The organism is Burkholderia sp. SJZ089, assembly GCF_007828315.1.
GTDB lineage: Bacteria > Pseudomonadota > Gammaproteobacteria > Burkholderiales > Burkholderiaceae > Burkholderia > Burkholderia gladioli.
This window is the reverse complement of sequence record NZ_VIUM01000009.1, coordinates 52,804-72,742: the sequence shown is the minus strand read 5'-3', so window position 1 is coordinate 72,742 and position 19,939 is coordinate 52,804. Positions and strand designations below refer to the sequence as shown.

Here is a 19,939-nt window from a genome sequence, read left to right as displayed (position 1 = left end):
CATTGTTCCCGCCGGACCACGAGGAGAAACGCCATGAAACCGCTCGATTTTTCCGGTATCGACCTGCTGCGCGCCGCCCAGGCCGGGAATGTGCCCGCGCCGTCGATCACCGAGACGATGCCGATGCAGATCGATTCGGTCGAACTCGGTTATGTCCGGATGACCGCGCGCGCCGACGAGCGGCACCTGAATCCGCTGGGCGGCGTGCATGGCGGCTTCGCCGCCACGGTGCTCGATTCGGTGACGGGTTGCGCGGTGCATTCGATGCTCGACCAGGGCGTGGGTTACGGCACGGTCGACCTGCACGTGAAGATGCTGCGCCCGGTGCCGCGCGACGTCGAGCTGATCGCCGAGGGGCGCGTCACGCATCTGTCGCGCACGCTCGGCGTCGCCGAAGGCACGATCAAGACGCCCGACGACAAGATCATCGCGCAGGGCTCGGCGACCTGCTTCATCCGGCGTCCCGACTGAACCGGCGGGCATCACGGGCGCCTCGCGCGACTTCCGCTTGGCTATACTTCGGGCATCTCGCGGCGCGTCCCGGCAGCCGCGGCCTTGATGAGCGGAGCGACGATGCGTCTCGATGACGAAGCCGAAAGCCGGAATGTCGAGGACCGCCGGGGCGGCTTCGGCGGATCGGGGCGGGGCGCGACGATCGGCATCGGCACGATCGTGGTCGCGCTGGCCGCTTCCTACCTGTTCGGCATCGATCCGCGCGTCGTGCTGCAGGGCGCGGCAATACTGCAGGGCCAGCAGGTGGGCCAGGCGCCGGCGCCTTCCGCCAACCCGCAATCGAATGCCCGGCGCGACGACCCACGTGCCGTCTTTACCCGCAAGGTGCTCGGCAACATCGAACGCACCTGGTCGGGCATCTTCCCGAGCCAGCTCCATCGCGACTATTCCCCGCCCACGCTGGTGATGTTCGAGCACGCCACCTCGACCGCCTGCGGCACCGGCCAGACCGCGATGGGGCCGTTCTACTGCCCGGCGGATCGCAAGGTCTATATCGATCTCGGTTTCTACGACGAACTGCGCCAGAAATTCGGTGCGGGCGGCGATTTCGCGCAGGCCTACGTGATCGCGCACGAGGTCGGCCACCATGTCCAGAAGCTGCTCGGCATCTCGGATCGCGTCGACGCGGCGCGCCAGCGGCTGACCGAGGCGCAGGCGAACCGGCTGTCGGTGCGGCTCGAGCTGCAGGCCGACTGTTTCGCCGGCGTGTGGGCCTACAACGCGCAGCAGGCCAACCGGCAACTGATCGAGCCGGGCGAATTCGAGCAGGGCCTGAAGACGGCCGCCGCGATCGGCGACGACACGCTGCAGCGCCGCAGCCAGGGTTATGTGGTGCCCGATGCCTTCACGCACGGCACCAGCGAGCAGCGCGTGGCCTGGCTGCGCCGCGGCATGCAGCGCGGCGACGTGCGCGACTGCGATACCTTCGCCTCGCGCTGAGCCGCCGCGACGGCTGCCCTGGCCGGGCGGCCGGCGCCGCGGGCGCCGTCGACGCATCGCGATCGACATCGATCGCGTCGCAACGTCGCCGGAAGCGTGCCGCATGCGATAATCCGCGTTTCGCCGCGCATCCGGTGCAATCGGTGGCCGGCGCCGCCGGGCGCCTGGGCATCATCGCGCGCCGGGCCCCGGCAGGGCGGGCCGAGCGAGCCCGCCATCGACAACGAATCCGCACGCCGCGACGTACATGAACACGAACCGCTCTACCACCACCTCCCCGGCGCTTGGCTGGGTGACGTTCGCGCTGATCGCGATCGTCGGGCTCTTTTACGTGAAGTGGTCGCCGTATTACCACCGCGCCTTCGTCGCGGCCGAGCATCATTCGATCGGGCAATCGATCCTGATGGGCAGCGCCGCCAGCGCTCCCTCGCCCTCGTGGCAGGCCGCGCTCGACTATGCCTGGGCCTACGGCAAGGCGATCTGGCAGGCGATGGTGCTGGGCCTGCTGCTCGGCTCGGCGATCCAGGCGCTGCTGCCGGCCCGCGCAATCGCGCGCCTGCTGGGCCGTACCGGTTTCGGCAGCGTGTTGGCGGGCGGCCTGCTGTCCCTGCCGGGCATGATGTGCACCTGCTGCGCGGCGCCGGTGGTGGCCGGCCTGCGCGCGCGCCAGGCCTCGCCGGGCGGCGCGGTGGCGTTCTGGCTCGGCAACACGGTGCTGAACCCGGCCACGCTGGTGTTCATGGGTTTCTTGCTGGGCTGGCAATGGACGGCGCTGCGGATCGTGTTCGGCGTGGCGATGGTGTTCGGCATCGGCTACCTGCTGAACCGCCTGGCTGCCGGCGACGCGCGGCCGGTCGACGAGGCCACGCTGGCGCGGCTGGCCGCCGGGCAGCAGGCCGAGGGCAATGCCTTCGTCCGCTGGATCAAGCTGCTGGCGCGCATGACGCTGCGCCTGATCCCCGAGTACGTCGTGCTGGTGCTGCTGCTCGGTGCGGCGCGCGCCTGGCTGTTCCCGCACGTGGGCGCCGACGTCGGCAATGCGGTGCTGTGGATCGTCGCCTTCGCGCTGGCCGGGATGCTGTTCGTGATCCCGACCGCCGGCGAGGTGCCGATCGTGCAGGCGATGCTGGCGCTCGGCGTGGGCGTCGGCCCGGCCGCGGCGCTGCTGATGACGCTGCCGCCCGTCAGCGTGCCCTCGCTGGCGATGCTGTGGCGCTCGTTCCCGGCACGTACGTTGCTGCTGGTCGCGGCGCTGGTGGTCGCCTTCGGCATCGCGGGCGGATTCGCGGCCGTTGCGCTCGGTTTCTGACCGGCCGGCAGGTGACGATGGCGGTTTGCGCCATCGCGCCATCCAGCATGAACACGAAGATTCGACCGCCGTCGCGAGCTCGCGGCGGCATTCCCCGAAGCAATCAGGATTACGCATGAAGCAACAGAAGATTCACCCGAAACTCGAACAGGCATTGACGCGGGGCGACCTCGCGATCCGCCAGGCCAATTCCGCGCGCGCGACGGCCGTCCTGAACGCGCTCGGCAAGATGATCGTCGAGGCTTCCTCGACGATCGGCGTCGAGGCCAGTATCGACATCCCGCAGGGCGAGCGCATCTATGACCCGGCCAATGGCCTGTGGCCGCAGCGGATGCGCGTCTCGTTCGACGGTCCCGTCGAGGAAGCGGACGAGGAGGAACTGCGCTCGGTGTACCTGATGGCCGACGATCCGGGCACCATGTTCCGCGTCGAATGGCATCGCGCCGACGGCAAGCTCGGCCGCCACGAGGGTGGCCCGATCGCTACCGTGGCTTTCCTGACCGACGTCGAGATGCCCTGGGGCGACGACGACGCCTGAGCGCCGTTGCTGGTGGTGCCCGGCGTCGGCCGCCATGCCGCCGCGCCTGGCGGCGGGCAGGGCGTTCAGCGCATCATGCGCCGCCGGAACAGCCAGGCGGAAACCACGAAGCCGCCCAGCGCATAGGCGGCCAGCACGCTCGCATGCAGGGCGACGTCCTCGGCGGGCCGCCCCAGCATCGCGGGGCGGATCAGGTCGACGGCATTGGCCAGCGGCAGCGCGTGCGCGGCATGCCGGGCCAGCGAGGGCAGCTGCGAGACGGGGAAGAACACGCCCGAGAGCAGCAGCATCGGCGTGAGCGCCAGCGTCTGGTAGAACATGAAGAAGTCGTAGGACGGCGCGATCGCCGTCACCACCATCGCGATGCTCGCGAACGCGAGCCCCGCGAGCGCGATCACGGGTAGCGCGGCCAGCAGCGACGGAAACGCGGCGTAACCGAGCAGGCTCGCCACCAGCATGATCGCGGTGCCCGACAGCATCGCCTTGCTGGCGGCCCAGACGATTTCGCCGAGCACGATGTCGCCGAGCGCGAGCGGCGTATGCATGATCGCTTCCCAGGTGCGCTGCACGTGCATGCGCGAAAATCCCGAATACATCGCCTCGAAACTGGCCGACATCATCACGCTCGAGCCGACCGTGCCGGCCGCCAGGAAGGCGATGTAGGACACGCCGTCGACATGGCCGACCATCAGGCCGAGCCCCAGCCCCAGCCCGAACAGATAGATCATCGGATCGGCGAGATTGCCGATCATCGAGGCGAAGGCCAGCTTTTTCCAGACCAGGTAGTTGCGGCGCCAGACGGCCATCCAGTTGACGGCATTGGCGGGCAGGGCGATCGCGAAGCGCGAGCCCGGTTGCGGGTTCGCGTGGGTGCCGGGGGCGGCGTGGTGGCGGGTATCCATCGATCGTTCAATCCTGCATGTCGCGGCCGGTGAGCCGCAGGAACACATCCTCGAGATTGGCGGGCCGGTGCAGGTAGCGCAGCCCGGCGCGGCCGCGCAGGGCCTGGATCAGCGGCGCCGGGTCGTCGGCATAGCAGAACAGCGTCTCGCCGCTGATCTCGGCGCGCGAGGCGAGCGACGCCAGCTCCGCGCGCAAGGCTTGCGGATCGGGGCCGTAGATCTCCACCACGTCGCAGCCGATCTCGCTTTCGATCAGCGCCGGCGGCGCGCCCTCGGCGATCTTGCGCCCGGCCTCGATCACGCAGAGCCGGTCGCACAGCCGCTCGGCCTCTTCCATGAAATGGGTGGTCAGCAGGATGGTCTTGCCGCGCGCGAGCAGCGAGCGCAGGCGCTCCCACATCAGGTGCCGCGCCTGCGGATCGAGCCCGGTGGTCGGTTCGTCGAGCACCAGCACGTCGGGATCGTTGACCAGCGCGCGCGCCAGCGTGAGCCGACGCTTCATGCCGCCCGACAGCTCACCGACCTTCGCGTCGGCCTTGCTCTCGAGCTTGGCGAATTCGAGCAGCGAGGGCACCAGCGCGCGCGCCTCGCGCGCCGATTGCCCGAAATAACGGCTGAACACCAGCAGGTTCTCGCGCACGCTGAAGTCGGGATCGAGATTGTCGAACTGCGGCACCACGCCGACGCGTTGCCGCGCATGCCGCGCACGCGACGGCACCGGTTCGCCGCACAGCCGGATCGTGCCCGCGTCGGGGCAGGTGATGCCGAGCAGCATGCGCAAGGTGGTGGTCTTGCCGGCGCCGTTCGGCCCGAGCAGGCCGAAGCACTCGCCGCGCTGCACGTTGAACGACAGGCCGTCGACGACGAGCTTGTCGCCGAAATGTTTTTTGACCTGCTGGAATTCGATCGGGGCGACGGACATGGGCAGGGCGGCGTAAGAGTCGACACGAAGCGGCCATTCTAGTGCATCGAGTCCCGATTTCGGCTTCCGGGCGGCGCCCGGATCGTGCAAGCCTGCACCGCGATATGGCATCGACGAAAAAAATGGCCCGTGGGTGTTTTCCATCCCTTGCATCCTGAATTGCGGCGCACGATGATGAATCAACGACCCGACGTCGCGATGGAGGCGATCATGGCCAGTTACCAGAAAATCCTGCTGTGCTACGACGGCACGCTCGAGGGCCGCAAGGCCCTGCGCTGCGGCGCGGATCTCGCGCTCGAGCTGAAGGCCGAGACACACCTGTTGTCGGTGGTCGACATGCGCTCGACCATCGCGCAAAGCGCGGGCCTGCTGACCGACGTCGCCTGTGGCCGCTTCGAGGAGACGGCGCGCGAGATCCTGCAGGAAGGGGTGGACTGGCTGACCGAACGCGGCGTGCAGGCGCAAGGCCATTTCGCCTTCGGTTATCCGATCGAGGAGATCGCGAACCTCGCGAAGGCCTTGAATGTCGATCTGGTGGTGGTCGGCCACCGCTGCCGCAGCGGCCTGTCGCGCTGGTGGATGGGCGCGGGCAACACGCAACTGCTCGACCGCGTGTCCTGCAGCATCCTGGTGGCCTGCTCCTCGTCTGACGAGCAGCGCGAGGAGCGGGCCAGGGAGCGCGAAGCGGCTCTCGCCGGCAGCGGCGCGGCATAGATCAGGGTTTCGGTGGACGGGCGGCCGGCGCCGCCCGGAACGGCGCCTTGCCGGTTGAGGCAACCGGCATGAACGCCATGATTCACTTCCCCGTCTCGTCTCGTCGCGCCAGCCGGCGCGACATGCTCAGCGATGCAGATCGATCGCGCTGAGCTTCCATCCGAACAGCCCGCTGCGCCGGAAGATCGCCGCGTAGCGCGCGCCATCGACATCCTTCCGATACACGACGACGAATTCGTCGATCCCGTTATAGGCCGCGCTCGCCTGCGGCGCCGCGGGCTTGCCCGCGTTGCTACCGCTGGTGGGTGCCGGTGCTGCCGGGCTCGGCGCGGCCGGCGGCGCGCTGCCCTGGCCGGCAGGCGCGGCGGCCGTGGGCGCGGGCTGGTCGAGGGAGGGCGGATGCTCGCCCGGATCGGCCTTGGGCGGCAGACCGCTGAGCAGCGCGGCCACGCCTTCGGGCGTCGCATAGGCATCGACCAGTGGCCCGATCAGCGCCGAGCCGATCATCGCGCCCAGCATCGCCAGCGGATTATTGTGCCGCTGCAGGTCGATGCGCCGCATCAACTCCTCGGTCAACTGCTGCTTGAGGCTCACGCGCAGGGCCGGGTAGTCGACATGGCGGCTGATCGCCTCGGCGTCGCGCGTGTCGACGGCCTGTTTCAGCTCGCGCAGCGCGAGATAGGGCGAGGCATAGGCATAAACGATCGTCGCCAGCACCAGCAGCGCGAGGGCGACCAGGAGGAGCGGCTTGAACCGGCCGCCGCGGGAGGGGGAGAGGGGCACCAGGCCTCCATGGGATACGGACTCTAGCTAGAGACGTATCAGACGGCCGAACGTTCCTCGGCGATGCAGCGATCGATCATGCGGCACACCGCATCGATCGTGCCCACCATGATCAGGCGCGACGGCCCGTGGTAGACGCGCACCGGCGCGCGCCGTGCCGGTTCCGCATGATGCAGCCCCGCGTTGAGCGAGACGCGCGCGAAGGCCGGCAGGGCAGAGGGCAGCAGCGAGGCCTGCTCCGCCACCGCGGCGGCCGGCGCCGGCGCGACGGCGTCGGGCGCGGCGCTGCCGAGCGGTGCGCAGGGCATGCGCCCCCGCAGGTGACGCAGGCGGCCGAATTGACGGAAGGGCAGCAGGCGGGCGAGGCGTTCCATGGCGTTCTCCAGGTCGAGCGGAGGAAACAAGGCAAAGCACAGGACGATGCGCAACACAACGCGCAGGCAATACTCGGCCAGTGCGCGCGCGGCGCACCAGCAGGACGGATGGCGCCGCAGCGCCCGGTATCAGAATTCGCCGGAGCGGATCAGGCCGACGGCGATGCCTTCCAGCGCGAACTCGGCGCTGCCGGCCTTCACGAAGATGTTTTCGTAATCGGGGTTCTCGGCGATCAGTTCGATGCCGGAGGAGTGACGCTTGAGGCGCTTGACGGTGACGTCGTCGCCGAGCCGCGCGACGATGATCTGGCCGTCCTTGGCCTCGCTGCGCTTCTGCACGGCGAGCAGGTCGCCGTCGAGGATGCCGGCGTCGCGCATCGACAGCCCGCGCACCTTCAAGAGGTAATCGGGCTTGCTGGAGAACAGCGCGGGATCGCAGGTGTAGTTCTGGGAGATGTGCTCTTGCGCGAGGATCGGGCTACCTGCCGCGACGCGGCCGACCAGCGGCAGCGAGAGCTGCATCAGCGCCGCGTGCGGCAGCGTGAGCTGGTGCGGGGCGTCGTCGCCGAGCAGGCGGATGCCGCGCGAGGCGCCGGCGGCGAGCTCGATCACGCCCTTGCGGGCCAGCGCCCGCAGGTGTTCCTCGGCCGCGTTCGGCGAGCTGAAGCCCAGCTCGGCCGCGATTTCCGCGCGGGTGGGCGGGAAGCCCGAGCGCTCGATCGCGCGACGAATCAAGTCGAACACTTGCTGCTGGCGTGCGGTGAGTTTGGTCATGGTCAACTGTATGGATAGACAGTGATCTGTATTTTTATACAGTGGTTCGGGAATTTCAAGCGTTACTTGAAGTTCGTCGCTATGACGTCGGTTCCGACGCGATCGAGCGACGTCATAGCGGCGGTTTCGATGCCTCAACCGTCCGCCGGGCGGTCTTTACCACTTTTGCTTCTTAAAAAATGAAGAACGATTATTTTTAATGATGAAAGCCGTTCGCTAGACTGGCCCGACATTGCTAATAACGACCCACGAACCTTTGGAGATCATCGGATGGTCAAGCGCAACACGGGGCCGGCTGGCGGCGTCCGCCGTCTGGTCGCAACACTGGCATTCGGCGCGGTGGCGCTGGGCGCCGCCACGCACGCACTGGCGGACACCACGCTGCTGAACGTCTCCTACGATCCGACCCGCGAGCTGTACCAGGACGTCAACCAGGCCTTCGGCAAGGAATGGAAGGCCAAGACCGGCGAGACCGTCAACTTCAAGCAGTCGCACGGCGGCTCGGGCGCGCAGGCGCGCTCGGTGCTCGACGGGCTGCAGGCCGACGTGGTCACGCTCGCGCTGGCCTGGGACATCGACGCGCTGGCCAACAAGGGCCTGGTCGCCAAGGACTGGCAGAAGCGCCTGCCCGACAACGCCTCGCCCTATACCTCGACCATCGTGTTCCTGGTGCGCAAGGGCAATCCGAAGGGCATCAAGGACTGGGACGACCTGATCAAGCCGGGCGTGTCGATCGTCACGCCGAACCCGAAGACCTCGGGCGGCGCGCGCTGGAACTACCTGGCGGCCTGGGCCTATGCGCTGCACAAGCCGGGCGGCAACGAGCAGAGCGCCAAGGATTTCGTCTCCAAGCTCTACAAGAACGCCGGCGTGCTCGATTCGGGCGCGCGCGGCGCGACCACCAGCTTCGTGCAGCGTGACATCGGCGACGTGCTGATCGCCTGGGAGAACGAGGCCTTCCTGTCGCTGAAGGAATTCGGCCCGGACAAGTTCCAGATCGTGGTGCCCTCGGTCAGCATCCTGGCCGAGCCGCCGGTGGCGGTGGTCGACAAGGTGGTGGACAAGAAGGGCGACCGCAAGCTGGCCGAGGCCTACCTGAACTTCCTCTACAGCAAGGAAGGCCAGGAGATCGCCGCGCGCAACTACTACCGTCCGCGCTCGAAGGACGTGCCGGCCGAGCTGACCAGGCAGTTCCCGAAGCTCAAGCTCTACACGGTGGACGACACCTTCGGCGGCTGGACCAACGCGCAGAAGACGCACTTTGCCGACGGCGGTGTGTTCGATTCGATCTACAAGCCGCAGTAAGCGCTGCGCACGTGGCTTGAGCGGCGGGCGGCGTGCCGCTGAACGGTGAACCGCCCGGCCGCGGAAATCGGAAAGACGCAAAGGCAGGACGGCAATATCGAGGCCGCGCGGCCCGCAACCGGCACGCGCGGCCCGACATAACGACGATCGAACGCGCGGCCGGCCGGATTCTTCCGGCGGCCGCGCATCCCATGTCAACCAAGGAAGCGCATTTCGCATGACGACGTACACCTTCCGCAAGCCGAGCGCGCTGCCCGGCTTCGGCGTGACGCTCGGCATCACGGTGGCCTATCTGAGCCTCGTGGTGCTGATCCCGCTCGCCGCCACCTTCCTGAAGACGGCGACGCTGAGCTGGGACCAGTTCGTGGCCGCCACCACCTCGGCGCGCGTGCTGGCCTCCTACCGGCTGACCTTCCTGTCCGCGCTCGGCGGCGCCGTGATCAATGCCGTGTTCGGCTTCCTGGTCGCCTGGGTGCTGGTGCGCTACCGGTTTCCGCTCAAGCGCCTGGTCGACGCGATCGTCGACCTGCCGTTCGCGCTGCCGACCTCGGTGGCCGGCATCTCGCTGGCCGCCGTCTACGCGCAGAACGGCTGGCTCGGCCAGTATCTCGCGCCGCTCGGCATCAAGGTGGCGTTCACGCCGCTGGGCGTGCTGGTGGCGCTGACCTTCATCGGCCTGCCCTTCGTGGTGCGCACCGTGCAGCCCGTGCTCGAGGATTTCGAGCGCGAGCAGGAGGAGGCCGCCGCCTGCCTGGGCGCCTCGCGCTGGCTGACGTTCCGCCGCGTGGTGCTGCCGGCCGTGTTCCCGGCGCTGCTGACCGGCTTCGCGCTGGCCTTCGCGCGCGCGCTGGGCGAATACGGCTCGGTGATCTTCATCGCCGGCAACGTGCCGATGAAGTCCGAGATCACCTCGCTGCTGATCATCACCAAGCTCGAGCAGTACGACTACGCCGGCGCCACCGCGCTGGCGGTGGTGATGCTGGTGGTGTCCTTCCTGATGCTGCTGCTGATCAATACCCTGCAGTGGCTGCTGCAGCGCCGTACCAGCCGCGGCGCGAGCGGCCCGGCGCCGGCCGTCGCCGCCGCGGGTGCCGTGGCCGGAGGTGCGCAATGAGCCGCGAATCGAGCAGTTCCGCGCTGCCGGCCGCCGCCGCGCCGCGCGCCAGGGCCGCGCGTCGCCAGGATCCGGTGGCCGAATCGCGCCTCACGCGCTGGGTGCTGACCGGCATCGCGCTGCTGTTCCTGGCCGGCTTCCTGGTGGTGCCGCTCGCGGCCGTGTTCGCGCAGGCGCTGGCCAAGGGCATCGGCTTCTATTTCGAGTCGCTGGCCGATCCGGACGCCTGGTCGGCGATCGTGCTGACCGTCACGGTGGCCGCCATCGCGGTGCCGCTGAACCTGGTGTTCGGGGTCTGCGCCTCCTGGGCGATCGCCAAGTTCGAGTTCCGCGGCAAGGCGCTCCTGACCACCCTGATCGACCTGCCGTTCTCGGTCTCGCCGGTGATCTCGGGCCTGGTCTACGTGCTGCTGTTCGGCGCGCAGGGCTGGCTCGGCCCCTGGCTGGAAGCGCACGACGTGCAGATCATCTTCGCCGTGCCCGGCATCGTGCTGGCGACCATCTTCGTGACCTTCCCGTTCGTCGCGCGCGAGCTGATTCCGCTGATGCAGGCGCAGGGCAACGACGAGGAGGAGGCCGCGCGGGTGCTGGGCGCCTCGGGCTGGCAGATCTTCCGCCGCGTGACCCTGCCCAACGTGCGCTGGGGCCTGCTGTACGGCGTGATCCTCTGCAATGCGCGTGCGATGGGCGAGTTCGGCGCGGTATCGGTGGTGTCCGGCCATATCCGCGGCCAGACCGACACCATGCCGCTGCACGTCGAGATTCTCTACAACGAATACAACTTTTCGGCCGCCTTCGCGGTGGCATCGGTGCTGGCCCTGCTCGCGCTGGTGACGCTCGCGCTGAAGCTGCTCGCCGAACGCCGGATGTCGGCCGAACTCGCGGACGCGCGCGCCAGCGCCGCCTCGCATTCCTGAAGAGGCACACCAGATGGGTATCACCGTTCGCAATCTGCACAAGCAATTCGGCGACTTCACGGCGCTCGACGATGTTTCTCTCGATTTCCCGCCCGGCGAGCTGGTCGCGCTGCTGGGGCCTTCCGGCTGCGGCAAGACCACCCTGCTGCGCGTGATCGCCGGCCTGGAACACGCCGACGCGGGCCAGGTCGTGCTGCAGGGGCAGGACGTGGCCTACGTGGGCGCGCGCGAGCGCCAGGTCGGCTTCGTGTTCCAGCACTACGCGCTGTTCCGCCATATGACGGTGTTCGAGAACGTCGCCTTCGGCCTGCGCGTCAAGCCGCGCGGCGAGCGGCCCCCGGAAGCCGTGATCCGCGAGAAGGTGCACGAGCTGCTCAAGCTGGTCCAGCTCGACTGGCTCGCGCCGCGTTATCCGTCCGAGCTCTCGGGCGGCCAGCGCCAGCGCATCGCGCTGGCCCGCGCGCTGGCGGTCGAGCCCAAGGTGCTGCTGCTCGACGAGCCGTTCGGCGCGCTCGACGCCAAGGTGCGCAAGGAGCTGCGCAGCTGGCTGCGCCGCCTGCACGACGACCTGCACATCTCGACCATCTTCGTCACCCACGACCAGGAGGAAGCCCTGGAAGTGGCCGACCGCATCGTGGTGCTGAACCGGGGCCACGTGGAGCAGGTCGGCAGCCCGCAGGACGTGTACGACCATCCGCAAAGCGCCTTCGTCTACGAGTTCCTCGGCGCGGCCAACCGGCTCGACGGCGTGGTGCACGGCGATGGTTTCGTGGCCGACGGCGCGAGCGGGCCGATCGCGGTGGCCGCCGATTTCTCCGGCCGCGCGCACGCCTATGTGCGCCCGCACGACCTGCAGGTGGTGGCGCACACCGACGCGCGCTCGGACGGCATCGCCGTCGACGTGCGACGGGTGGTGCCGCTGGGCGGTTCGGTGCGCATCGAGCTCGCGCCGCGCGCCGGCGGCGCGCTGCTGGAAGCCGAGCTCGATCGCGAAACCTGGCGCGCGCTGGCGCTCGGCGTGGGCGACGGCGCCACCGCGGTGGCCCGCAGCGCGCGCGTGTTCCCGGCGCGCTGACGTGCCGTCGCATCCTTCCTCATCGATAACGACAACGCCCCTGAGAGGCTGACCCATGAATTTCCAGCAATTGCGCTTCGTCCGGGAAGCGGTACGCCAGAACATGAACCTGACGGAAGTCGCGAACGTGCTCTACACGTCGCAGTCGGGCGTCTCGAAGCAGATCAAGGATCTCGAGGACGAGCTGGGCGTCGACATCTTCATCCGTCGCGGCAAGCGCCTGACCGGCCTCACCGAGCCCGGCAAGGCGGTGCACCAGCTGATCGAGCGGATGCTGCTGGACGCCGAGAACCTGCGTCGCGTGGCGCGCCAGTACGCCGACCAGGACAGCGGCCACCTGGTGGTGGCGACCACCCACACGCAGGCGCGCTACGCGCTGCCCAAGGTGATCCGCCAGTTCACCGACGTGTTCCCCAAGGTGCACCTGGCGCTGCGCCAGGGCAGCCCGCAGCAGATCGCGCAGATGATCCTCAGCGGCGAGGCCGACATCGGCATCTCGACCGAGGCGCTGGACCGCTATCCCGACATCGTGACCTTCCCGTGCTATTCCTGGCACCACGTGGTGGTGGTGCCGAAGGACCACCCGCTGGTCGGCCGCGCCAACCTCACGCCCGAGGAGATCGCCGAGTACCCGATCATCACCTACGACCAGGACTTCACCGGCCGCTCGCATATCGACCAGGCCTTCGCCAAGGTGGGCGCGGTGCCCGACGTGGTGCTGACCGCGATCGACGCCGACGTGATCAAGACCTATGTCGAGCTCGGCATGGGCATCGGCGTGGTGGCGGCGATGGCCTACGACGCGCAGCGCGATTCGGGCCTGGTCGCGCTCGACACGCAGCACCTGTTCGAGGCCAGCACGACGCGGGTCGGCCTGCGCAAGGGCGCCTTCCTGCGCTCCTATGCCTACAGGCTGCTGGAGATGTTCGCGCCGCATCTGACCGAGGCCGAGATCGCCGCGCAACTGAAGGAAACCGCCGTCTGAGCGGCGAGGGCGGGGCGCCGGCGCCTCGCCCTCGGGTTCGCATCGCTCATCGCGCGAGCCGTTCCGGCTCGCCGCCCACCTGCCGTTCGCCAGGGCCACCTCGCGGCCGAATCCCTCGCGCGGGCCACGTCCTGTCTTGCGCTTGCCTTGCAAGATCCCCACAATCCCGGAATCGGTAAAAACCCCGTTGCGTAATCGGCACGATCGGTACAGCATTGGCGCTTCCCGGTACGAACAAAAACGGACGGGACGCGCGAGATGGGTGAAATCGACTGCCGGCAATCGCTTGCGCTTCCCGTTCACGCCGCTTCAGGGCGTATTTTTCCGAATTGACGGACGTACCACGGCAAACGTTTGCTCAACATGAAAACGACACCCGGGGCAACCGGGCACACACAGTGAGGAGATTTCGCATGGACTTCCAGATTCGCCGCCGTGTTCTCGCCGCCGCGCTCGCCGGCGCCGCCATTGCCATCGCGCCGCTCGGCGCCCATGCGCAAGCCGCCCACAAGCCCAAGGTCGCGCTGGTGATGAAATCGCTCGCCAACGAGTTCTTCCTGACCATGGAGAACGGCGCGAAGGAATACCAGCAGCACAATCCGGCGATGTTCGACCTGGTCACCAACGGCATCAAGGACGAGACCGACACCGCCAACCAGATCCGCATCGTCGAGCAGATGATCGTCTCCAAGGTCGACGCGATCGTGCTCGCGCCGGCCGATTCGAAGGCGCTGGTGCCGGTGGTCAAGAAGGCCGTCGACGCCGGCATCATCGTGATCAACATCGACAACCGGCTCGATCCGGACGTGCTGAAGTCGAAGAACCTCAACGTGCCCTTCGTCGGCCCCGACAACCGCAAGGGCGCCCGCAAGATCGGCGACTACCTCGCCAAGAAGCTGAAGGCCGGCGACGAGGTCGGCATCATCGAGGGCGTGTCGACCACCACCAACGCGCAGCAGCGCACCGCCGGCTTCCAGGACGCGATGAAGGCGGTGGGCGCCAAGGTGGTCTCGCTGCAGTCGGGCGAATGGGAGATCGACAAGGGCAACGCGGTGGCCTCGGCCATGCTCAACGAGTACCCGAACCTGAAGGCGCTGCTGTGCGGCAACGACAGCATGGCGATCGGCGCGGTCTCGGCGGTGCGCGCGGCCGGCAAGGCCGGCAAGGTCTACGTGGTCGGCTACGACAACATCAACGCGATCAAGCCGATGCTGCAGGACGGCCGCGTGCTCGCCACGGCCGACCAGTACGCGGCCAAGCAGGCGGTGTTCGGCATCGACACGGCGCTCAAGGCGATCGCCGAGCACAAGAAGCAGGCCGAGTTGTCGGGCACGGTCGAGACGCCGGTCGACCTGGTCGTCAAGAAGTAAGTGACCCGCATGGCGACGATTCCCAGCGGCGCGGCATCCCCGGCCGCGCCGGTGCTCGAGGTCGAGGGCGTCGGCAAGACCTACGCCGAGCCGGTGCTGGCCGGCGTCTCGCTCGCGCTGCACGCGGGCGAGGCGCTGGCCCTCACGGGCGAGAACGGCGCGGGCAAGAGCACCCTGTCGAAGATCATCGGCGGGCTGGTCACGCCCACCGGCGGCAGCTTGCGGCTGGCCGGCGGCGCCTATGCGCCGGTCAGCCGCAACGAGGCGGAAGCGCTCGGGATCCGCATGGTGATGCAGGAGCTGAACCTGCTGCCCACCCTGACGGTGGCCGAGAACCTGTTCCTCAACCGCCTGCCGCGCCGCTTCGGCGTGATCGACCGCGGCCGGCTGCGCGCCGACGCGCGCGAGGCGATGGCGCGCGTCGGGCTCGACGCGATCGATCCCGATACGCCGGTGGGCGCGCTCGGCATCGGCCACCAGCAGATGGTCGAGATCGCGCGCAACCTGATCGGCGACTGCCGCGTGCTGATCCTCGACGAACCCACCGCGATGCTGACCGCGCGCGAGGTCGAGCTGCTGTTCGCGCAGATCGACCACCTCAAGGCGCGCGGCGTGGCGCTGGTCTACATCTCGCACCGCCTCGAGGAGCTGGCGCGGGTGGCCGAGCGCGTGGCCGTGCTGCGCGACGGGCGGCTGGTCCATGTCGGGCCGATGGGCGAGGTCTCGACCGAGCGGCTGGTGGCCCTGATGGCCGGGCGCGAGGTGGGCGAGCACATTGATCTCGGCGAGCGCCGGATCGGCGCGCCTCGCCTGGCGGTGGCCGGGCTCACGCGCGGCAGCGTGGTGCGCGACGTCTCCTTCGAGGTGCGCGCCGGCGAGATCTTCGGCATTTCCGGCCTGATCGGCGCCGGCCGCACCGAGCTGCTGCGGCTGATCTACGGCGCCGACCGTGCCGAGCGCGGCACGGTGTCGATCGGCACGCCGCCGCGCCCGGTGAAGATCCAGTCGCCGTCCGACGCGGTGCGCCAGGGCATCGCGCTGATCACCGAGGACCGCAAGGGCGAGGGCCTGCTGCTGTCGCAGCCGATCGCCGCCAATGTCTCGCTCGGCCAGCTCGGCCGCATCTCGCGGGCCGGCGTGGTCGACACCGCGCGCGAGCACGCGCTCGCGCAGCGCCAGATCGACGCGATGCGGATCCGCACGCGCGGCCCGGCGCAGACGGTGGGCGAGCTCTCGGGCGGCAACCAGCAGAAGGTCGTGATCGGCCGCTGGCTGGCCCACGACATGGCCGTGCTGCTGTTCGACGAACCCACCCGCGGCATCGACGTCGGCGCCAAGTTCGACATCTATGCGCTGATGGGCGCGCTGGCTCGCGAGGGCCGCGCGCTGGTAGTGGTGTCCAGCGACCTGCGCGAGCTGATGCTGATCTGCGATCGCATCGGCGTGATGTCGGCGGGGCGCATGAGCGCCGTGTTCGAGCGCGGCGGCTGGACCCAGGACAGTCTGCTGGCCGCCGCCTTTGCCGGCTTCTCGCGCCGCGATGCCAGCGCCGGGCCCTTGCCGGCCGCAGGCCCGTCCTCCGGGGCGGGTGATTCGACCCCAGGAATTCCTTCATGAACGAACCCATCGTCCCCGGCCGCGAGACGGCCGATTCCACCCCGGCGGCCGCGCCCGACGCGGCCGCGCCGGCCGCCAAACGCCTGTCCGGCACGCGCCTGGGTCTGTCCAACTACCTGGGCCTGGCTGGCGCGCTGATCGCGATGATCGCGCTGTTCTCGGTGCTCAGCTCGCATTTCCTCACCTACGACACCTTCAGCACCATCGCCAACCAGATTCCCGACCTGGTGGTGATGTCGGTCGGCATGACCTTCGTGCTGATCATCGCCGGCATCGACCTGTCGGTGGGCTCGGTGCTGGCGCTGGCGGCCTCCTTCGTCAGCGTGGCCGCCCTGAAATGGCACTGGGGGCCGCTGCCCTCGGCGCTGCTCGGGATCGCCGCGGCGGCCGTGACCGGCATGCTGACCGGCGCGGTCACGGTGGGCTGGCGGATTCCGTCCTTCATCGTCTCGCTCGGCGTGCTGGAAGGCGCGCGCGGCCTGGCCTACCAGCTCACCAATTCGCGCACCGCCTATATCGGCGACGCCTTCGATTTCCTCTCCAATCCGTTCGCGTTCGGCATCTCGCCGGCCTTCGTGATCGCCGTGCTGGTGATGATCGTGGCCCAGTTCGTGCTGACCCGCACCGTGTTCGGACGCTATCTGGTTGGTATCGGTACCAACGAAGAGGCGGTAAGGCTTGCCGGAGTGAACCCCCGTCCGTATAAAATCATTGTGTTTGCGTTGATGGGCGCGCTCGCGGGGCTTGCGGCGCTGTTCCAGATCTCGCGTCTCGAAGCGGCCGATCCGAATGCCGGCGTCGGGCTCGAACTGCAGGTCATCGCCGCCGTCGTGATCGGCGGCACGAGCCTGATGGGCGGGCGCGGCTCGGTGATCAGCACCTTCTTCGGCGTGTTGATCATCTCGGTGCTGGCCGCGGGGCTGGCGCAGATCGGCGCGAACGAACCGACCAAGCGCATCATTACCGGGGCCGTGATCGTCGTTGCCGTCGTGCTCGACACCTATCGCAGCCGCCGCACGCGCACTTAAAGACAGACCAGAGGGATTCAGAATGGCGACGATCAAGGATGTGGCGGCCATGGCCGGCGTATCGTTCACGACGGTGTCGCACGTGGTGAACAATTCGCGGCCGGTGTCGGCCGACGTGAGGGCCAAGGTGGAGCGGGCGATCGTCCAGCTCAACTACGTCCCGTCGGCTGTGGCGCGATCCCTGAAGGCGCGCTCGACGGCCACCATCGGCCTGGTGGTGCCCAACAGCACCAACCCGTATTTCGCCGAACTGGCGCGCGGCATCGAGGACCAATGCGCGGCGCGCGGCTATTGCGTGTTCTTCTGCAATTCCGACGACGATCCCATCAAGCAGCGAAACTATCTGCGCGTGCTGCAGGAAAAGCGCATCGACGGGCTGATCATCGCCTCGGCCGGCGAGGACACGGTGCTGGCACAGACCCTGGCCGATTCGCGCGAGCCGCTGGTGATCGTCGACCGCAATATCGAGGGGCTGTCCGCCGACCTGGTGCAGATCGACCACGAACGCGGCGCCTACCTGGCCACGCGCCACCTGATCGAGCTCGGCCATTCGCGGATCGGCTGCATCACGGGCCCGGTCGACACGGCGGTGAGCGCGATGCGCGTGCACGGCTTCATCCGCGCGATGGCCGAACGCGGCATCGACATCATCCCGGGCGCGATCGCCGAAAGCGACTTCTCCTGCCTGGGCGGCTATCGCGCGGCGGCCGAGCTGATCGACGCGCTGCATCCGAGCGCGATCTTCGCCGGCAACGACCTGATGGGGATCGGCGCGCTGCGCGCGGCCGCCGAGCGCGGGCTGCGCGTGCCGACCGACTGCTCGATCATCGGCTTCGACGACATCGAGATGTCGAGCTACACCTATCCGGCACTCTCCACGGTCGGCCAGTCGGTGCGCGCGCTCGGCGAGATCGCCGCGCAGACCCTGATCGAGCGGATCTCGGCGGGTGCCTCGGCGCCGGCCAAGCGTCGCCGCGTGGTGTCGCCGCGCCTGGTGCTGCGCGAATCGACCGCGCCTTATGGCGGCGCGTCCGGCGCCGTGCCCGCGGCGGCCGGTGGAGGGCAGGCATGAGCGGTACGCCGATTTCGACCTCCGCGCGCGGAAACGTTGCCGTGGTCGGCAGCCTCAACATGGACCTGATCGTGCGCGCGCCGCGCCTGCCCAAGCCGGGCGAGACGCTGAGCGGGCACGGTTATGCGCAGGCGGCGGGCGGCAAGGGCGGCAACCAGGCCGTGGCGGCCGCCCGGCTCGGCGCGCGCGTGGCGATGCTCGGCTGCGTCGGCGACGACGCGAACGGCGCGGCCCTGCGCGGCGCGCTGGAGGCCGAGGGAATCGATTGCGCCGCGCTGGCGACCGCCCGCGAGGGCGTGGCCACCGGCGTGGCGCTGATCGTGGTGGACGACGCGAGCCAGAACGCGATCGTGATCGTGGCGGGCGGCAACGGCGAGGTGACGCCGGCCGGCATCGCCGGGCACGAGGCCATGATCGCGGCCGCCGACGTGCTGGTCTGTCAGCTCGAAACGCCGCTGCCGGCCGTGAAGGCCGCGCTCGAGGCGGGGCGGCGCCATGGCCGCGTGGTGGTGCTCAATCCGGCCCCCGTGCTCGGTCCCTTGCCGGACGGCTGGCTGCCGCTGGTCGACTGGCTGATCCCGAACGAGCTCGAGGCCGCCGCGCTGACGGGCATGACCATCGCGACGCCCGAGGATGCGCAGGCCGCGGCAGGGCAGCTGCGGGAAGCCGGCGCGCGCAACGTGATCGTCACGCTCGGCGCGCAAGGCGCGTTCGCCGCGCTGGCCGATGGCACGGCGCGCCACTATCCGGCCCCGAAGGTCGAGGCGGTCGATACCACGGCCGCCGGCGATACCTTCATCGGTGGCTTGTCGGCACGGCTGGCGGCGGGTGATGCACCCGACGCGGCGATCCGTTTCGCCCAGCGGGCCGCCGCTCTGTCGGTGACGCGCGCGGGCGCCCAGCCCTCGATTCCGAGCTTCGCGGAAGTGCAGGGCTAGCGCGGCCCGCATCGCTCGGCACAATGCCTGTTCCCGAATCCGGCCTCGTGCCGGATTTTTTCATGGTCGCCACGATATTTATCGGGGCAGATCGCCGACACGCATCCCGCGCCTTCGTTTTTCATGCATGCCCATTTCGGGTGCATCCGGCCATCTCCCGAATCCTCGTCATGAGGATGTCCCGCCTCGTTCGACAATCGCTCGCGACGGCAGCCGATCGTTCGCCGTGGCGTGCCAATGATTCCATCGCCGATGGAGGCAATCCGGAAACCCGGAATTCGGGAAAGCGGGACGACCACCGACCGGTCACCTACCCGAGCACGCCGTCATACGCGACGAGGACACAAGCTTTCGATGTCACCTTTGTTCACCTTCATGCCCGTGACGTGACGATGTGAAATGCAGTGCTCGAGACACATGCGCGAACGAGGGCAAGCGCGCATCGCACGACGGATTTTTCTCATCTCGCGAAGGTGGCGCGCGATGCGCGGCGCAGCATGACGATGTCGTCATCTGCGGATGGACCAGCGCATCGATCGCGCGATCACGCAGCGACGGGCCGAATCGCAAAAAATTGTAACGAAAGCGATCGTTCTGTCGTCCGAAATGCCGGCTCGGCCGTATAGGAAAACAGGGGGGAACGTGTCCGATGCAGGAGCGGATTCGTTGCAGCAGGAGAGGGCGCGTGTGCAACGTTGCGAAGATCGGGAGGAACATTGTATGGCAGTCAAAATGCCTCGTCCAAGCGGG

The 19,939-nt window shown here is 68.6% G+C and carries 21 protein-coding genes; 16 read left to right on the top strand and 5 right to left on the bottom strand.

Features of this window, described 5'->3' with window-relative positions; translation table 11 throughout:
- Positions 1 to 33 precede the first annotated feature (33 nt).
- The 4 genes from FB600_RS18105 to FB600_RS18090 all read left to right on the top strand — a co-directional run bounded on the left by FB600_RS18105 (position 34) and on the right by FB600_RS18090 (position 3,299).
- Positions 34 to 471, top strand: coding sequence for a PaaI family thioesterase (locus tag FB600_RS18105; RefSeq protein ID WP_025098073.1), 438 nt, complete (start codon positions 34 to 36; stop codon positions 469 to 471).
- 102 nt (positions 472 to 573) lie between these two features.
- Entirely contained in the window at positions 574 to 1,452 is an 879-nt protein-coding gene (locus FB600_RS18100) for a neutral zinc metallopeptidase (RefSeq protein WP_096750605.1), read from the top strand.
- A gap of 247 nt (positions 1,453 to 1,699) precedes the next feature.
- Positions 1,700 to 2,761: a permease gene (locus FB600_RS18095; protein WP_145757205.1), complete on the top strand. Its 1,062-nt coding sequence runs from the start codon at positions 1,700 to 1,702 to the stop codon at positions 2,759 to 2,761.
- 115 nt (positions 2,762 to 2,876) lie between these two features.
- Complete coding sequence (locus FB600_RS18090) at positions 2,877 to 3,299, top strand: hypothetical protein (RefSeq protein WP_047837046.1); 423 nt, start codon at positions 2,877 to 2,879, stop codon at positions 3,297 to 3,299.
- A gap of 65 nt (positions 3,300 to 3,364) precedes the next feature.
- On the opposite strand, the gene FB600_RS18085 is transcribed toward FB600_RS18090, so the two are convergent.
- Both FB600_RS18085 and nodI read right to left on the bottom strand, forming a co-directional pair.
- Entirely contained in the window at positions 3,365 to 4,201 is an 837-nt protein-coding gene (locus FB600_RS18085; RefSeq protein WP_145757206.1) for an ABC transporter permease, read from the bottom strand.
- A gap of 7 nt (positions 4,202 to 4,208) precedes the next feature.
- Positions 4,209 to 5,123 carry a nodulation factor ABC transporter ATP-binding protein NodI gene (gene nodI, locus FB600_RS18080; protein ID WP_181164021.1) on the bottom strand — a complete coding sequence of 305 codons (915 nt, stop codon included), beginning with the start codon at positions 5,121 to 5,123 and terminating at the stop codon, positions 4,209 to 4,211.
- A gap of 210 nt (positions 5,124 to 5,333) precedes the next feature.
- Here nodI and FB600_RS18075 point away from each other — a divergent pair, with 210 nt between their 5' ends.
- Positions 5,334 to 5,837: a universal stress protein gene (locus FB600_RS18075; protein ID WP_096750602.1), complete on the top strand. Its 504-nt coding sequence runs from the start codon at positions 5,334 to 5,336 to the stop codon at positions 5,835 to 5,837.
- 126 nt (positions 5,838 to 5,963) lie between these two features.
- Here the strand turns inward: FB600_RS18075 and FB600_RS18070 are convergent, their stop codons facing one another.
- From FB600_RS18070 to lexA, 3 genes are all read right to left on the bottom strand, one after another.
- Positions 5,964 to 6,620 (bottom strand): DUF2939 domain-containing protein, encoded by a 657-nt coding sequence (locus FB600_RS18070; RefSeq protein WP_096749011.1) that lies wholly within the window; start codon positions 6,618 to 6,620, stop codon positions 5,964 to 5,966.
- 38 nt (positions 6,621 to 6,658) lie between these two features.
- Entirely contained in the window at positions 6,659 to 6,994 is a 336-nt protein-coding gene (locus FB600_RS18065) for a hypothetical protein (protein ID WP_036053484.1), read from the bottom strand.
- Between the two features lie 129 nt (positions 6,995 to 7,123).
- On the bottom strand, positions 7,124 to 7,768 hold the full coding sequence (lexA, locus tag FB600_RS18060; RefSeq protein ID WP_013697875.1) for a transcriptional repressor LexA: 645 nt from the start codon (positions 7,766 to 7,768) through the stop codon (positions 7,124 to 7,126).
- 270 nt (positions 7,769 to 8,038) lie between these two features.
- Between lexA and FB600_RS18050 the strand changes: the two genes are divergently transcribed.
- From FB600_RS18050 to FB600_RS37265, 11 genes are all read left to right on the top strand, one after another.
- Entirely contained in the window at positions 8,039 to 9,073 is a 1,035-nt protein-coding gene (locus FB600_RS18050) for a sulfate ABC transporter substrate-binding protein (RefSeq protein ID WP_181164022.1), read from the top strand.
- A gap of 217 nt (positions 9,074 to 9,290) precedes the next feature.
- Positions 9,291 to 10,187, top strand: a complete 897-nt coding sequence (cysT, locus tag FB600_RS18045) for a sulfate ABC transporter permease subunit CysT (protein ID WP_013697877.1) — start codon at positions 9,291 to 9,293, stop codon at positions 10,185 to 10,187.
- Positions 10,184 to 11,104: a sulfate ABC transporter permease subunit CysW gene (cysW, locus tag FB600_RS18040; RefSeq protein ID WP_036051710.1), complete on the top strand. Its 921-nt coding sequence runs from the start codon at positions 10,184 to 10,186 to the stop codon at positions 11,102 to 11,104. The genes cysT and cysW overlap by 4 nt, the downstream gene beginning before the upstream one ends.
- Before the next feature lie 13 nt (positions 11,105 to 11,117).
- Positions 11,118 to 12,179, top strand: coding sequence for a sulfate/molybdate ABC transporter ATP-binding protein (locus FB600_RS18035; protein ID WP_145757207.1), 1,062 nt, complete (start codon positions 11,118 to 11,120; stop codon positions 12,177 to 12,179).
- Between the two features lie 55 nt (positions 12,180 to 12,234).
- Positions 12,235 to 13,164 carry a CysB family HTH-type transcriptional regulator gene (locus FB600_RS18030; RefSeq protein ID WP_013697880.1) on the top strand — a complete coding sequence of 310 codons (930 nt, stop codon included), beginning with the start codon at positions 12,235 to 12,237 and terminating at the stop codon, positions 13,162 to 13,164.
- A gap of 413 nt (positions 13,165 to 13,577) precedes the next feature.
- Positions 13,578 to 14,534 carry a sugar ABC transporter substrate-binding protein gene (locus tag FB600_RS18025; RefSeq protein WP_096749007.1) on the top strand — a complete coding sequence of 319 codons (957 nt, stop codon included), beginning with the start codon at positions 13,578 to 13,580 and terminating at the stop codon, positions 14,532 to 14,534.
- A gap of 9 nt (positions 14,535 to 14,543) precedes the next feature.
- Positions 14,544 to 16,151: a sugar ABC transporter ATP-binding protein gene (locus tag FB600_RS18020; protein ID WP_096749006.1), complete on the top strand. Its 1,608-nt coding sequence runs from the start codon at positions 14,544 to 14,546 to the stop codon at positions 16,149 to 16,151.
- On the top strand, positions 16,148 to 17,179 hold the full coding sequence (locus FB600_RS18015; protein ID WP_096749005.1) for an ABC transporter permease: 1,032 nt from the start codon (positions 16,148 to 16,150) through the stop codon (positions 17,177 to 17,179). The genes FB600_RS18020 and FB600_RS18015 overlap by 4 nt, the downstream gene beginning before the upstream one ends.
- A 22-nt stretch (positions 17,180 to 17,201) precedes the next feature.
- A complete protein-coding gene (locus FB600_RS18010) occupies positions 17,202 to 18,251 on the top strand; it encodes a LacI family DNA-binding transcriptional regulator (RefSeq protein ID WP_036051707.1) in 1,050 nt (349 codons plus the stop codon).
- Positions 18,248 to 19,189 carry a ribokinase gene (gene rbsK / locus FB600_RS18005; protein WP_096749004.1) on the top strand — a complete coding sequence of 314 codons (942 nt, stop codon included), beginning with the start codon at positions 18,248 to 18,250 and terminating at the stop codon, positions 19,187 to 19,189. Before FB600_RS18010 ends, rbsK begins: the two co-directional genes overlap by 4 nt.
- A 23-nt stretch (positions 19,190 to 19,212) precedes the next feature.
- Entirely contained in the window at positions 19,213 to 19,587 is a 375-nt protein-coding gene (locus FB600_RS37265) for a hypothetical protein (RefSeq protein ID WP_145757208.1), read from the top strand.
- Positions 19,588 to 19,939 lie beyond the last annotated feature (352 nt).